This is a genomic window from Acidobacteriota bacterium (genome assembly GCA_038040445.1).
GTDB classification, from domain to species: Bacteria; Acidobacteriota; Blastocatellia; order UBA7656; family UBA7656; genus Onstottus_A; species Onstottus_A frigus.
This window is the reverse complement of record JBBPIG010000025.1, coordinates 29301-44356: the sequence shown is the minus strand read 5'-3', so window position 1 is coordinate 44356 and position 15056 is coordinate 29301. Positions and strand designations below refer to the sequence as shown.

At 57.4% G+C, this 15056-nt stretch carries 15 protein-coding genes and 1 tRNA gene; 4 read left to right on the top strand and 12 right to left on the bottom strand.

Translation table 11 applies throughout. From position 1 onward, the window contains the following. Positions 1 to 11 precede the first annotated feature (11 nt). The 9 genes from AABO57_22740 to AABO57_22700 all read right to left on the bottom strand — a co-directional run bounded on the left by AABO57_22740 (position 12) and on the right by AABO57_22700 (position 7675). Entirely contained in the window at positions 12 to 341 is a 330-nt protein-coding gene (locus AABO57_22740) for a cell division protein ZapA (GenBank protein ID MEK6288544.1), read from the bottom strand. Positions 342 to 405: 64 nt separating this feature from the next. Beyond that, the gene (locus AABO57_22735) at positions 406 to 672 is read right to left on the bottom strand and encodes a hypothetical protein (GenBank protein ID MEK6288543.1); all 267 of its coding nucleotides are present in this window, start codon (positions 670 to 672) and stop codon (positions 406 to 408) included. 129 nt (positions 673 to 801) lie between these two features. Beyond that, on the bottom strand, positions 802 to 2850 hold the full coding sequence (gene pheT, locus AABO57_22730; protein ID MEK6288542.1) for a phenylalanine--tRNA ligase subunit beta: 2049 nt from the start codon (positions 2848 to 2850) through the stop codon (positions 802 to 804). Beyond that, positions 2847 to 4574, bottom strand: a complete 1728-nt coding sequence (locus AABO57_22725; protein ID MEK6288541.1) for a hypothetical protein — start codon at positions 4572 to 4574, stop codon at positions 2847 to 2849. The genes pheT and AABO57_22725 overlap by 4 nt, the downstream gene beginning before the upstream one ends. Before the next feature lie 128 nt (positions 4575 to 4702). Next, a complete protein-coding gene (gene pheS, locus AABO57_22720; GenBank protein ID MEK6288540.1) occupies positions 4703 to 5728 on the bottom strand; it encodes a phenylalanine--tRNA ligase subunit alpha in 1026 nt (341 codons plus the stop codon). A 66-nt stretch (positions 5729 to 5794) separates the two neighbouring features. Then, on the bottom strand, positions 5795 to 6172 hold the full coding sequence (rplT, locus tag AABO57_22715; protein ID MEK6288539.1) for a 50S ribosomal protein L20: 378 nt from the start codon (positions 6170 to 6172) through the stop codon (positions 5795 to 5797). Between the two features lie 82 nt (positions 6173 to 6254). After that, positions 6255 to 6458, bottom strand: a complete 204-nt coding sequence (gene rpmI / locus AABO57_22710; GenBank protein ID MEK6288538.1) for a 50S ribosomal protein L35 — start codon at positions 6456 to 6458, stop codon at positions 6255 to 6257. A 96-nt stretch (positions 6459 to 6554) separates the two neighbouring features. Further along, entirely contained in the window at positions 6555 to 7109 is a 555-nt protein-coding gene (gene infC, locus AABO57_22705; protein ID MEK6288537.1) for a translation initiation factor IF-3, read from the bottom strand. A 491-nt stretch (positions 7110 to 7600) separates the two neighbouring features. After that, positions 7601 to 7675 (bottom strand) — tRNA-Val (locus AABO57_22700). Positions 7676 to 7877: 202 nt separating this feature from the next. On the opposite strand from AABO57_22700, the gene AABO57_22695 reads away from it, so the two are divergent. From AABO57_22695 to AABO57_22680, 4 genes are all read left to right on the top strand, one after another. Beyond that, the gene (locus tag AABO57_22695; protein MEK6288536.1) at positions 7878 to 8300 is read left to right on the top strand and encodes a hypothetical protein; all 423 of its coding nucleotides are present in this window, start codon (positions 7878 to 7880) and stop codon (positions 8298 to 8300) included. Positions 8301 to 8441: 141 nt separating this feature from the next. Next, a complete protein-coding gene (locus AABO57_22690) occupies positions 8442 to 8846 on the top strand; it encodes a hypothetical protein (protein MEK6288535.1) in 405 nt (134 codons plus the stop codon). Positions 8847 to 8976: 130 nt separating this feature from the next. Beyond that, positions 8977 to 9645, top strand: coding sequence for a peptidylprolyl isomerase (locus tag AABO57_22685; GenBank protein ID MEK6288534.1), 669 nt, complete (start codon positions 8977 to 8979; stop codon positions 9643 to 9645). Between the two features lie 238 nt (positions 9646 to 9883). Beyond that, positions 9884 to 11140: an MFS transporter gene (locus AABO57_22680; GenBank protein ID MEK6288533.1), complete on the top strand. Its 1257-nt coding sequence runs from the start codon at positions 9884 to 9886 to the stop codon at positions 11138 to 11140. 29 nt (positions 11141 to 11169) lie between these two features. On the opposite strand, the gene cax is transcribed toward AABO57_22680, so the two are convergent. From cax to AABO57_22665, 3 genes are all read right to left on the bottom strand, one after another. Beyond that, on the bottom strand, positions 11170 to 12351 hold the full coding sequence (gene cax / locus AABO57_22675) for a calcium/proton exchanger (GenBank protein ID MEK6288532.1): 1182 nt from the start codon (positions 12349 to 12351) through the stop codon (positions 11170 to 11172). 18 nt (positions 12352 to 12369) lie between these two features. Further along, positions 12370 to 13914 carry an alpha/beta hydrolase-fold protein gene (locus tag AABO57_22670; protein ID MEK6288531.1) on the bottom strand — a complete coding sequence of 515 codons (1545 nt, stop codon included), beginning with the start codon at positions 13912 to 13914 and terminating at the stop codon, positions 12370 to 12372. 151 nt (positions 13915 to 14065) lie between these two features. Beyond that, entirely contained in the window at positions 14066 to 14797 is a 732-nt protein-coding gene (locus AABO57_22665; protein ID MEK6288530.1) for a molybdopterin-binding protein, read from the bottom strand. Positions 14798 to 15056 lie beyond the last annotated feature (259 nt).

Genomic DNA, 15056 nt, shown 5'->3' with positions numbered 1-15056 from the left:
GTGTTCGAAAGTCACTTCGAGGCGGCGGGCTCTTGTTTAATCTCAGCTGAGCGCAAAAACTGATCGAGCAACTCTGCGTACTTTGCGCTGCGTTCGGCTATTTCTTCTTCGGTCTCTTTCATCTCTCGCCGCGATTGAAACAACTCATCGGCGACCTGAATCGCCGCCAGTATCGCGACGCGAAGCGAATCAACGGTCATCGTCGCGCGGGCGATTTCGTTCATCCGTTTATTGACGTGCTCGGCGAGTTCCTGAATGTACTCGGACTCGTGACTGCTTCGAAGCGTGTATGTCTGATTGTAGATGACAACTTTATGTGATTGGCTTGGATTGTTGTCCATATTCGTCCGCGTTGGCCGCAGGCTTCAATACCCAGCGAGCCGACGCGCCCTCATTTCTTCGCACTCACACCGCTTCCACGTCCAGCCCGGTGATGGCGTCCAGCATCCCTTCCACCTTGAGCTTTATCGCGTCGCGCTCGGTGATCAGATGCTCGACCTGCCGCTCGAGCCGCTCTTTGTCATCGCTCACCCGGCTCATCTCGCGCCGGAGGCTCAGCACCTCGCGTTCGAGCGCCTCGCGTTCCTGCCGCTCGCGCTTGAATTGCTCGATGGTGCGATAGATTTTGTCTTCGAGGTGCGAGAACTTTTCCAGACCGTAGATTCCGCTCACCTGACCTCCGTGCCGGTTCCGGGTTCAGGGTTCCGAGTTCCGGGTCTCTGGTTCGTGGTTTCTGGTTCGGGGTTGCGAGACGTTGTGCAGCAGCCTAACCCTGAACCTTGAACCCTGAACCCTGAACCGCTATCTTAGTTGCGCGCCGAAGCGATCTCCTAGTAACGCCCTCACTTGCTCGTGCATTCCAGCTACTTCTTCATCCTTGAGAGTGCGGCCTTTTCCTCGATAGGTCACCCTGAACGCCAGGGAGTGGAAACCTTCAGGCATCTCTTTGCTCTTGTACATATCGAAGACGCGCACTGAAACTATTTCGAGAATCCCGAGGTCGCGCACGGCCTTTTCGATGTCGCCCCACATCACCGTATCGGGCGCCAGCGCCGATACGTCGCGCGACACGGCCGGATACCTGGCCAGCGCGCTGTAGCGCACTCGGTCCGCTGGAAGCGCGAGTAACTTTTCAAACTCGAGCTCGCCGATAAAGACCGGCTGGCGGAACTTATAGAGAGAGGCCACCCGCGGATGCAGCCGTCCGAATCGCGCTATCTCTTCTCCGTCGCGGGCAAGCACCGCCGACTGTCCAGGATGGAGGTATTCTACACGGGCTCGATCAATTGTAAAGCCTGAGATGTTCAACGCGGACATCACAACTTCCACAGCGCCCTTGAGGTCGTAATACTCGAGTTGCTTCGCGCCACGCCAGTCGTCGGGCAACACCGAACCGGTCATCGCGACGCCGAGAAGGTCACGTTCAGCGGGCCGCTCGCCCGGTCCTGCAGCTCCGAACACGCGGCCGATCTCGAACAGCTTCACATCGCGCGTCCCTTGATTGAAGTTGTGCTGCACCGCCTCGAGCAATCCGGTGACAAGCGAAGCTCGCATTTCGGATTGATTCACGTCGATGGGGTTTGAAAGGGTGGCGACAGGTTGATCGTCTCGACGAAACAATCTATCGCGTTCGCCATTTACGAAGCTGAACGAGTAAGCTTCGTCGAAGCCCAGTGCCGTTAGCGCGCGCCTGACGCTGCGGCGTTGTTTGTCTCCGCTGAGGTAGCTTCCAGTTCCACTCCAGGTTGGCAGCGTGGTGTCAACCAGATCGTACCCGACGTGTCGCGCGACTTCTTCAACCAGATCTTCTTCGCGCGAGATGTCTATGCGAAAGGACGGCGCGGCGGCGCGCAGGTGTTTCTCGCCCTCGCGAAGCTCGACTTCGAATTCGAGCGCGCGCAGAATCCCGGCGGCTTGTTCGATTGGGACCTTCAACCCGGTGAGCCGTTCGATGCGCGATTCACGCAAGGAAACAGCATCTCGAGAAATGCGCGCGGGATAGACATCGATGGCGCCTTTGAGCAACTGTCCGCCCGCGATCTCCGCGATCATTTGAGCAACGCGATCGGCGGCGCGAACCTGCGCTTCGTAGTCCGCTCCTCGAGCGAACCTGTATGAAGCCTCGGAGTCCATCCCCAGCGATCGAGCGGTGTGACGGATAGACGCCGGGTTGAAGTAAGCGCTCTCGATCAACACGTCACTGGTTTGCTCGTTGATCTCGGTGTCGAACCCTCCCATCACACCCGCTATGGCGACCGGGCGGTCGGCATCGGCGATAACCAGCATCTCGGGAGAAAGCTCGCGGGTGAGTCCATCGAGCGTGGTTATCTCTTCGCCAGCGCGCGGGCGTCTGACGATGATGCGATGACCGTGCAAGAGATTCAGATCGAATGCGTGAGTGGGTTGATTCATCTCGAACATCACATAGTTGGTGATGTCGGCGATGTTGTTGACCGCGCGTTGGCCGATCGATTCGAGGCGATCAACTAGCCACTTCGGCGACGGCGCGACCCTCACTCCTCGAACAACGCGAGCGGCGTAACGCGGGCAAAGGTCCGGGTCGAGAATCTCTACCGAAGCGGCCGCTTCGACGGGTTCATCGCTTTCCTTTGGTGTGACCGCTCGCGGAACGAGAGAAGTGCCGCAGATAAGCGCTGCTTCGCGAGCGATGCCCAGATGCGAGAGCGCGTCGGGGCGATTCGAAGTGAGATCGAAATCCAGAATGTGATCGTCGCGAATCCGCTCGACGGCTTCGACCGCAAGGCCGGCCATGGTGAGTCTTTCGGCAAGCTCTTTCGCGTTGAGGGTGAGGGTAACGAGCTCACCCAGCCAGTTGTAACTGATCTTCATTTGATCCGATAACCCTCTTCCTCGTTGTTGAAAATCCAGCCCACCACTTCGCCGATTCTGATCTCCTCGCTCCGGTATGCTTCCATTGTAATCGCAGCCGAGCCCTGGCGGTGAATCGTTTGCGCTGACCGCAGCATTCGGCTAAAACGCTCCTGCCAGCGGCGCATGTTCCTTGGCCTCAAGTCGAGCCAACCCCGTTCGGCCCATTCGTTGATGGAGGGTTCAGTAACCGGCAGCTTCGTTTGACCCGCGTACTCGGGCACGTTGATTCGCGGTCCGCGAATCAGGCGATCGCCCTCGGGTGGAAGTATCGGGATGCCGATTGAGATGATCGTGTTTCGCAGATTATGGTTGCGCTGGACGTATCGCCACAGCGCCTCGGAGATTTCTTCCGCGCCCTGTTCGACGACTGCTTGAAGCGTCCGGTACTTGGTCTTCAACAGGTGAACCTCGTACAGAAGCTTGGTGAGCTTAGGCGGACCGAGCTCGCCGGTCGCGATCGAATGCGAGTTGGTTTCGTGTTCGAGTCTTCGCATCGCTTCGATCGCCGAGCCGCGCAGATAACCGGCTCGGTAGCTCGGAACCATTATCGCCGAATCGATGGCCGCGATCACGTCCACGCCGGTGTTGCTGCCTTTGATCTCGAGCACGACGTTGCTGGCTATCTCTTCGGGAGTTACGAACTCCATCTGGTTGATCGAAGTCACCGCTTCGAACTCGCCTCTGGCAAAGAAGCCGTTCTCTCCTGTGTCGACGCCGACCATCTCGAGCTCGCCGAGCTTCGTGAATTCCTGATTTGGCAGTGAGAGCTCGAGCTCACCGTCGAAGCGCTGAGTGCAGGGCGCATAAACGTGTATCGGTGTGTTGTCACGATGATGCTTGAGCGACTGAAAAGTGACCTTCTTGTAGCCGATCATCGCCCCGGGTTTGATCTCCTTGACGATCGGCCCGCCCGGTGTGCGCGCCATCAGGAACATCAACCCAGTGTGGGCGAATCCAATCGCGGTCTTGGACATCAGCTTCGCGGAGGGCTTGTCTTCGCCGTGAGTGTAGGGGATGTTGAGTCCCATTCCGCCCGTGCCGGTAGTGCCGACCTTGACGTAGACTCGAGTCCCCACCTCCACCATCGCGCGGTAGATCAGTTGGGTGTGACGGATCAACTGCGGGATTGATTGCGACAGCAACAGCGTTTCAAACGTGCGCTCTATTTGCTTGCGATTGTCTGAGATCTGTTTGAAGTCGCGGTCCTCGATGCGCTCCTCGATGAAGTCGAGAGACTTTCGAACCTCGATCGAGTTCGTATATACATCTTGATAGCTGATCCCGGACGCCGTGTTGACGCAATCGATCAACACGCCGGCGCCGTGCTCGCGGAGCGAGGCGGCAAGCATTGATCTTTCGTATGCGCCGTCGAGCGGACCGAACAAGTCGTCATACAACCCCCGGCGGCGAACGGCGCTGGTTAGAAGCTCATCTCGATCAGCTCGTGCGAACTCGGATCGCACGAAGATGTTGCCCCAAAGCTCGATGAACTGAACCGAGGGGAATTCCTTGCGAAGTTCGTGAGCAAGCTCGCGAACCTCTTTTTGAAACAGTGAGGCGATGATGATCTTCCCGGGCTTGAGGTCTTGGGCAACTTGATAGCAAATCTGCGTGCCGACAAGACCGGCGCCGCCGAGGATGAATACGGTCTTATCTAAGGGTTGATTTGAATTTGCCTGCATCTATTTAGTTCAGGGTTCAGGGTTCAGGGTTCAGGGTTTCGAGTTCTGGGTTCCTGGTTCTTGGTTCTCGCAGGTCTGGGGTGGTACATCTAAATGCAGAACCCTGAACCCTGAACCCGGAACAGGGTTCACGCGAATTGTTCGAGGAACCTGATGTCGTTCTCGAAGAGCAGCCGGATATCATCGATGTCATACATCAATCCGGCCATGCGGTCGATGCCGAGTCCGAACGCGAAACCCGAGAACTCTTCCGGATCGATGCCGACTTTCTCGAGCACGTTGGGGTGAACCATCCCGCTTCCGCCAAGCTCGATCCAGCCCGAGCCCTTGCAAATGCGGCACCCTGTCCCGCCGCATACGTAGCAACTGAAATCAACTTCAGCCGAGGGCTCGGTGAACGGGAAATATGATGGCCGAAAACGAGTCCGTACGTTTACTCCGAACATCATTTCGACAAACTTTTGCAGAGTTCCTTTGAGATCGGCAAGCGTGATGTGCCGATCCACGTTGAGTCCTTCGACCTGAAAGAACATGGGATTGTGCGTCGGGTCGGGCGTGTCGCGGCGGAACACTCGTCCGGGCGCGATGACTCGGAGCGGTGGTTTCTGCCGCTGCATCGTGTGTATTTGAACCGTAGAAGTCTGGCTTCGCAGCGCAAGGTCTTCGGAAACGTAGAACGTGTCCGCCGAGTCCCTCGCCGGGTGGCCGGGCGGAATGTTGAGCGCGTCGAAGTTATAGAAACTCGTTTCGATCTCGGGTCCGTCCTCCACTGAATATCCCATCGAGACGAAGACGTCTTCGATCTTCTGGCGAACAAGTGTGATCGGATGAAGGTGCCCTTGTCTGGGACGCGTGCCTGGCAACGTGATATCGATCCTGTCACGCTCGAGCGCGCCGGCTTCCGCTTGTGCCGCAAACTGTTCGCTCAGGCGACCGATCTCGGCTTCTACCTCGGCACTGATCTCATTCACCTGGCGGCCGAACTCCGCGCGCTCGGCGGAAGAGAGAGATCCGATGCGCTTCTTCTCGGCGGCGATGAGTCCGGACTTTCTGCCAAGATACTTGTCGCGCAGCGCGCTCAAATCGTCTGCGGTTGAAACAGCTCGCAAGTCGTCGATGAACTGCTCACGAAGTTTCGCTAGATTCTCGTCCATACGCGGTAGCGGGCGAGGCAGGTAGCAACGCTACTGCCTCGCCCGCATCCTCACTCGTTCGGCATGTCAAGCGGCAGTAGCGCGGTGTGATTCAATGGCTTGCTTCGCCTTGCCGGATATCTCAGTGAACGCCGCGGGTTCGTGGACCGCCAGATCAGCAAGGATCTTGCGATCAAGCTTGATCTCGGCAAGCTTCAGCCCGTGCATAAACTGGCTGTAGCTGAGTCCGTTTAAGCGCGCGGCCGCGCCGATGCGGACGATCCACAACGAGCGGAAGTCTCGCTTTTTGAGCTTGCGTCCCGTGAACGCGAAATTCAACGAGCGTTCGACCTGCTCCTTCGCGTGACGATATAGCTTGCTCTTGGTGCCGCGATAGCCGCGGGCGAGTTTCAAAATACCTTTTCGTTTCTGCAGACGCTTGTTTCCACGTTTAGCGCGAGGCATAAGTCCCTCCTATGATTACATTGGTCCAATTATCGCCATCTTCACTAAGTCACGAGCCGGTTTCACGGATGGCATCGCGATTCTAGTCCCGGCCGTAAGGAAGCATTCTCTTGGTCGGTTTTTCATCAGGTTTCGCGACCAGGCCGTCGATGTCGAGATGACGCTTCCGCTTGGTAGACTTCTTAGTCAAGATGTGGCGTGCGTGGGAATGTCCCCGCTTGACCTTGCCGGTTGCCGTGAGGCGGAACCGCTTGGCAGCGCCCTTATGGGTTTTGAGTTTTGGCATTATTCCTCCTGTAAAAATGTGTCGTAGGTTGCCTACCCTGCGGTTGCTTCGCAGTCTCGCCGCAGGTTAGACAAACCTACGGTACATCTATGAGATTCATTTCTTCTTAGGCGCCAGCATAATAAACATGTTCATTCCTTCGAGCTTGGGCCTTACTTCTACTGTTCCCGCCTCGGCGAGGTCTTGCTCGAGCCGCTGTAGCAACGAGAAGCCAAGCTCTTTGTGCGTAATCTCCCGGCCGCGGAAGTGAACGGTGGCCTTGACCTTGTCCCCGTCGTGAAGAATGCGCACGGCGTTGTTCTTCTTGAAGTCGTAGTCGTGCTCGTCAGTGCCCGGTCTGAACTTGATCTCTTTTACGGTAATGAAAGTCTGTTTAGCCTTCGCTTCTTTCTGCTTCTTCTTTTGTTCGTATTGGTATTTGCCGAAGTTGATGATGCGGCAAACCGGCGGTTGAGCTTGCGGCGCAATTTCGACGAGGTCCAGGCCTTTTCCGCGAGCGATTTCCAGCGCCTGTCGCGGCGGCATTACGCCGATCTGGGCCCCGTCCTCATCGATCACCCGAACCTCAGCAGTCCGTATCCGCTCATTGACGCGGACCGATGGGACACGGGGTCCTCTGTCTCTAAATCCTCTTCGCTGAAAGCTGCTGATATTGAATCCTCCTAAACCGGTATTGCTGGTTTGACAGTCTTAAACGTTAGCCGCATGGCTTACCAACGGCCAGTATGGGTTGACACGAATGCGCGAACACTTTCCAAGCACTGCGCAACATCGCGTTGGTCCACGCGGAAGGCAAAACGTCGCCGTTCAACGAAAGGCCAATGTTTGATCTGTCGAGCGTCGGTTTACCTTCTACCACTTTGGTCGGATCTTACGTCAGCGCCTTCGGCATTACCGTCTGTAGCAGAGGGTTGTTCGAAAGCCTCAGGACTTCCGGAGCTGACGTAAAATAACGATCTCAGTCTCTCTTGTGAGAGCTGAAAGTTCGCGATGGCAGCGATGGTGGATTCGACCCACTACTTCTGCCATGCTGATCTCAAGCGCAAATACTACCAAAGCGCCTCGGCGCTCGGCAAGGGACGCGCAGTTGAGCGCGGTTCCACCCGTCGAGGTCCGCAAAGTTTGTCCCATCTAAAAAGTAATGGTAGGCGCGTGGGGATTTGAACCCCAGACCCCTACCGTGTCAAGGTAGTGCTCTACCCCTGAGCTACGCGCCTAGAAATTCGACGCTTGAACCTAACAGAGCGTAACAAAGAGCGTCAACCCGACACTCGCCGTCACCCCTATGCTGTATAGAACTGCCAAAAGACTTGAAGCCCGACACGGCACCGTAGTAGCATAACGGCGTTCTCCTAGTTCTCCCCAACGGCACGAACCAGCTTTCTTCCAGAGCAGATCAACCTAAGGAAAACTAACTACATGCAAACCTTCGCGATGGTATGGAGCATGTCGCTCTTGCTTACAGTCGTGCCTTCACTCCAGCGCGACACCTTGCCCGACCCAACGGATAGAGTCGAGCGGAGCCAACGCGCGGGCCCCCCCAGACAGCTCGCCGCGGTTCGCGGTGCGATCTTGAAGATGACGCCCTCCGGCAAGGGCATGTTGTTGATCACGGTAAGACCAGCGAAGGAATTTCAGGAGGTGACCGTGCTTGCGCGCGAGAACGATCTCGTCGGCGCCGGCGTCGGAAGATCCGGGGAGCCGGACCTGCTGGGTCTGCTGTCCGACGACACGCACGACGACGAGACGATAACCGCTGCCGAGCTGAACGAGGGGGACGTGGTGTCGGTCATTTACGATCCTCAGCTTCAGAATCGCGTGCTTGAAATCTACTTACACTGAGTAGCTTGATGAGCTTCAGCCGTTGCTTAAACGCCGGAGCTCCGCGCCGCGTGCGAGCCGGCTTTGCGTGCCGCGACGACAATCAGTATAATCAACCCGGCTATTGGCCAATCGAATAAACTGAGGAGTGAGACTAAGCTCATGCGAAAAATTGCTTTGGCGATTCTCTTGGTGGGGATGCTTGCGAGCGCGGCCGGGGTCGCCGCCAGCGCATCGCCCGATGGGACCGAGAATAAGAACGTGACTAATAAGATCTGTCCCGTGAGCGGCGGACCGGTGAGTGAGAAGTACCGCACGGAATATAAGGGGCAGTACGTTTATGTCTGCTGCGAAGGATGCCTCACCGGGTTCAACAAGAACCCCGAGTCCTTTGTGGCAAAGATGTCCAAGGAAGAGCGAGACGCGATTGCGATCAATGAAGTTTGTCCTGTGTCGAAAGAGCCCATCGACAAAACCAAGTCAGTGGAGTTCGAAGGACGCAAGGTTTATTTCTGCTGCGATCATTGCGTCGAGACGTACAAGAAGGACCATCCGACGGCAAAGTGATCGAGTCCCTCTGTGAACGCTGCACTAGCCGAACCCGGCAAATGAACTTGAGAAAACCAAGCGGCGAGCGCGTCGCGCATTCACATCGCGCGCAATAGCTCGCCGCTTCTGCATTGGAGGGATGAAGCATATGAGCTTTAGTGGCGCTCCGGCTCGCGCACAACATCGTGAAGCAGGGAAGGGCGAACGCAGACGCAGTGGCGCGGCCGCATTGGTGACGATGTTGGCGATTTTGATGGCAGGTTGCAGCGAGAAGGAAAGCGGCGCCCCGAAACCCGCCAGCGCAAATCACCCCAATCGAACGGCCGTAATCGAAACCGACCTCGGTACGATAAAGTTCGAGCTGCTCGAGGACGAAGCCCCGAAGACAGCGGAGAACTTTCGTCTACTGGCAGATCGCGGTTACTACAACGGGACTATTTTTCATCGGGTGATCAGCGGCTTCATGATTCAAGGTGGCGATCCAAACGGCGATGGGACCGGGGGCCAGACGGCGACCGGCGCGATGCTTCCGAACGAGATCAATCGAAACTCGCCGCTCTATCAAGGCGGCTACCGTCGGGGTCTGGTAGCGATGGCGAACAAGGGCACGCCGGAAACCGGGTCAAGCCAGTTTTTCATTATGCATGGCGATCGCTCATTGAGTCAGTTGGCGCCGGACTATACGATATTCGGTCGTGTCACTGAAGGTATGGATGTAGTTGACCGGATAGTCACCGCGCCAACTACAATGACGCCAAGGGGCGAGAGAAGCCGCCCGGTGACTCCGGTGAAGACGAACAGGGTCTCAGTAAACTAAGACGAGAATGGCCGATGCTAACCAGCTTCCACGCGCCGACGCTACCAATCTCTCAGCTCGTGACGGCGATGAGGTTGGACGAACGGATCAAGCCCTACCCTCTGACTCGTTAACCGGCGGACTACCGCCAGTCCCTAAGTCGCCCCGGCGCCGAATTGGCCGATCCCTGCTCCGCTCTTTGATAGCCGTCCTTGTCGGCAGTCTTATCTTGCGGCTCGCAAGTCAGACTATGGGGCAGATGACTCAATTCTACCTCGATCACATCAGCCGCCACTACTATCCTATTTCTTACACGACCCGGGGCTATGTCATTGCTGCGTTCTTCATCACCGAACTTCTCGGCTCGCTGGTATTTGGCGCGATGAGCGATCGCTACGGCAGGAAGATCTTTATTATCCTCGGCCCGGTGTTCGGCGCCATCGCGGTTCAGATAACCGCGATGACGTCAGCGCTGTGGCTGCTGGTCTTCGTTAGATTGCTTGCCGGGCTCTCGACCGGAAGTTCGGTGCCTGCAACGCTGGGCTACATTTCGGAAGCAACCGTGGGGCGTCCGAACCTCCGCGCGCGAGTAATGGGTCTGTTCGAGATAACGCTGGTTGGAGGCATCGGTTTAGGCGCGGTCATCGGGGGCTATTTGTGGAAGTTCTTCGGCCAAGAGCGGACAGTTGCTGGAATCAAGCTGATCAGCCCGGCATTCAGCATCAATGGACTGATCTTCGCGACAAGTCTGGCGATCTTTGCATGGGGACTTCGGGATAAGAAGCGACGAGCACGCCGCCCTGTTGACCCGAGCGTGATTTCCCATGCGGCGGCTGCGCACAGACGGCTGAAGCATTACTACGAAGTCTTCAAGTCGCCTACGGTGTGGATGTTTAGCCCGGCGTGGATTTCGATCTTCTCGATTGTAGGCGTATGGACTAACCATAGCGTGGGGTTGCTGACCGGCAAAGATCATTTTCAAGGGCAACTGCTTACCGGCGCGATGGCCCCGGAGAAGTTCGGCGTTGGGTTCGCGACGCTGGCAGGCTTCTTCGCGTTAGGCATCCTCGCCTGGAGCTTCGTCCTCGGCCGCTTTCGCAAGACCAGCGTCATGCTGATCAGCACGCTTGCTCTGTTCGCGTTGCTGCTGACGGTCTTCGGCCTGAATCACCTCGAGACATTCTCCAGCCCGTTCTACTATTCGCTGCTCGGCACCTTGCTGATTGAGCTCCTGATCTTAAGCGGGTTCACACCTGCCGCGCTCACCTATCTGGCGGATGTGACCGAGAGTTACGCGGCGGATCGCGGCTCGATAATGGGGCTGTACTCGGTCTTTCTCGGCGTTGGTCAATTGCTTGGAACCTCGGCGGGCGGTTACTTCGCCGATTGGAACGGGGTGGACGGCCTGGTGCTCCTGAGTGCGATCCTTGGAGGGATAACTGCACTCAGCCTGTTGGCCCTTCGGAGACGCGAGGTGGCCCCCGCGAGCCGGCCCATGCTTCCGGCCCAGCAGTGACGCCAACTGCCCAGTCGAGTCTCGCTCTGTTACATTGCCGGAAGCGACGCCGGTAGGAAGAAAAACGCAATACCAAAGATCAGGTAAACGGCGATGAGCAGCACACCTTCCATCCAGTTCGACTCGCCGTCGGCCGCGACCAGGCTTACGATCGCGACCGCGAGCCCCACTGTTATCACTTCAAATGTAGTGAACAGCAAATCCATTGGACTACCGATCGCATAGCTCAAGAACACGAGCGCCGGAGCGACAAACAGGGCGATCTGCATGCTCGACCCGACGGCGATGTGGTATGCCAGGTCCATCTGATTCTTCATCGCCACGAGTATTGCGGAACTGTGCTCGGCGGCGTTGCCAATGATCGCTACTACGATGACCCCGACAAAGACTTCTGTTAGTCCTAAGACCTTTGACGCGGGCTCGACGGCGTGCACAAGCAGCTCGCTCATCCACGCGACCAGCGCGGTTGCGCCCAGTAGTACTACACCTGCAGTCTTCGGCCGCATCGACGCCGCCTCTTTGTGCTCGCCGATGGGTCCCAGATACAGGTCCTTGTGAGTGCGAAGGGCGAAGACCAGGCTCAGAACATAAGTCACAAACAACACGACCGAAATCTCGAGACTGATGTTCCTCTCCGCGCTTCCCGACGAGCCGAGCGTGACCCAGTGAAAGAGAGCCGGCACCAGCAACCCGATCGCGCTCAACGCCATCAGGGTCGCGCTCATCGTAGCCGCGGTGCGATTGAATTTCTGATGCCGATGTTTGAGCCCGCCGGCCAATATGCTCAAGCCCAGCACCAACAGAATGTTTCCGAGAATAGAGCCCGTGAGCGATGCCTTGACCACGTCGGTCATACCTGCGCGCAGACCTTGAACGGCGATGATCATTTCCGCGGCATTCCCAAACGTGGCGTTTAGCAACCCGCCGACGCCCGCGCCCAGTTTCACCGCCAGACTTTCCGTCGCCTTGCCCATCCATCCGGCGAGTGGGATGATCGCGAGCCCTGAGGCGATAAACGACCATATTTCCGGCGCGTGCGAGTAGTGAAGGACAGCCGCGACCGGGATGAAGATCAGCAGCACATCAAGGCAGTGCTCGAGCAGAAATTGATTGAGGGCGGATTTCTTCACAATGATCTCACGCTCCGAATTGAATGCCGATAACGCGGATGCGACGGATTCAGGCGGATCGGATCCGTAATCGTCAGTCAAACCAGCTTCATCCGCGGTCTATTTTCTGGCCTTTTCAACTGCAGCCGACATCTGATCCATCATCTCGCGTTCGCTGAAGGCCATCCAACCGTGACCCTTGCCGGGGCCGTAGATGATCTTCCCTTCATAAGGCGGATCGGCCTTGGAAAGAAACGCGTCCAGCAGATGCACCGCGTTGTTCAAGAAGTATTCGTCCGCCTCGCCCACCCAGATCGTGAGCTTGCCGCGCAGCTTCGGTCCAAGCGTCTTCCAGTTCTGCTCGAGAACCATTCGGAGGTCGTACTTCTTCCAGTGCTCTGCAAGCTCCCGATTGATTTTTCCAGTCTTCGAGTCCCACAGCGGGGCAGGGCGGCCATCTACTCCGCGGGGTCCATACGTCGCGTTCCACGCGCCCCACTGCTCGCCTGACATGGTGTAGCTGTCGCCGACTCCCATCGCGTTCTCCATCTGGCACTCGTGTGCAATCGTAAAGCGCACATCTCCATTCAAGTCGCGCGCGCTTGGCCGCTCAAAGCCGTGCTTGTTGAGGTATGCATTCTGATCTTCGTAGATATTGATGAGCTGAAATGCTCGAAAGTCGACGCCGTCCGGAAACCCCGACCACGTCCCATTGAAAAAATCAGGGTAGAAGATCTGGAGCGCGAGCGAGACCCAGCCGCCCGTCGAGCCTCCATCCAACATGCGCGCCCAGGGCTGACCGATGCAGCGGAACTTCTGCTCGACGTAAGGTATCAGCTCTTGAGTGATCGCGTCGCCGTACGGGCCGTTGTTGTCGGAGTTCACTTGATAACAATCGCCGTAAGGGCCGTCGCCGTCCAGATGTAGAAAGATCATTCGCGGCGTGCCGTCGGCGAGCCATGTGTTTCTAAAGCCCGAACCCTCTCTCATCATTCTTTGCGCGCGAGTAAACCTCGCGCCGTAGCCGCCGATGTTGACGCGCAACGGGTAACGCTTGGCGGGCTCGCTGTCGAAGCCACGCGGAAGTATCACACCGGCTCGCAGATAGATTGGCCGCCTGTGAAACTTGCTAAGCAGAGTTGATTGAATCTTCACAAACTTGACGTACTCGGTGTTCGGCGGTAACTGCTCGGGGGCGACCTTCTCGGTGAGCTCTAGCTTCACCGTCGCCCCTTGAGCGGGATCGAGATGAACCTTCCGCGGTGTGCCGTAGAGATTGCCGGGCGCGTTCACCGATTTCAGATCAGTGTTTGAATCGAACAACGCTTGCACGAAGTAGTCGCCGGCAGCTAAACGCGCGAGGCTGTCCAGGGGAAAGGCGGCGCACTTTTCATCGATTGAGCCTGCGGCGCCGGGCGCAAAGTTGCTGATGTCACGAGCAAACACCGGTGAAGCCTCAAGCCCAGTCTGGCCTATGGTGAGCCTCGGTTCGGGTTGACTCTTGGGACTCATCACTACGAACAGTCGTCCGTTTTGTGGAGATGGGATCAGACCCGGTGCGATTGTTACTTCGAATCGTAGCGCTGCCGTCCGCGCGCTTTGAGGTGGCGTGCAAAACGCTATCAGCGCGAGCACTATGCCGGCAGCAGTCATCGATTTCTTCATAGGTCGTCTCAAATCGCAGATACTCGTCTGTAAACTTCCAGTCACCGCCCGCTGATATTCCTTTTGCAAAACTGCCGGTCACCGCCCGACCGCGAGAATGGAAATCCGCTCTGTCTATTTGAGCGGTGCCGTCGGAGCCACGTTCACTTCGTCACTCGATCCGCGCGAGAGATGCGGGGTCCAGCAGCGTGAGCAACTGATCGCGGGCGCGTTCGACCGCAGCCTGATCTTTTGACTCGATGGTGATCTTCACCCGATAGTCGTCGCGAGTAAAAGTCGGGTACGAACCGATGTCTACATCAGGGTGAGTGGCGGCAACCTCGTCAAGACGAGGTGCTATATCGAATTCGTCTTCGCGAGTGTAGAGGGTATGACTGTGAAACGGCTCCGCACGGAAGCGCTCGCGCATTGCCTCGAACTTCTTGCGAAACAACTCGGGTACGCCCGGGAGCATATAGACGTTCTTCATCGCAAGCACCGGCCACCGCATATCGACCTGCCGGATCAGCTCGGCGCCATCTGGCGTATCGGCCATCCGCAATCGGGCGGCGTCAATGCCGTCGCCGAAGTAGCCGCGCAGCATTGCCTCCAGCTCCGGATGCCTTACGACCGGTCTGCCGAACGCGCGAGCTACGCCTTCGATAGTCACGTCGTCGTGAGTCGGCCCGACTCCGCCTGAGGTGAACACGTAATCGAATTGTTCGGCGCATTCGCGAACCGCAGCCGCGATCACGTCGATGTCGTCGGGAATGGTGACGATTCGGCGGAGCGCCACTCCAAGGCTGTACATCTCCCCGATAAGGAAGCTGGCGTTCTGGTCTTCGGATTTGCCCGTCAGAATCTCGTTGCCGATGACGACGATGGCCGCGGTCTTCTGTCGCATAGCAGACATATTAAGGGATGAAGCGTCAGTTGTCAGTAGTCAGTGGTCGGAAGTCCTTAGTCCGTGGTCCGTGGTCCGTAGTCCGTAGTTCGGTGGTCAGTGGTCTGTGGTCAGTAGACAACTGTTGACCGCTTACTACGGACTACGGACCACGGACCACGGACCACGGACCACGGACCACGGACTACGGACTACGGACCACGGACTACGGACTACGGACCACGGACCACGGACCACGGACCACGGACCACGGACTACG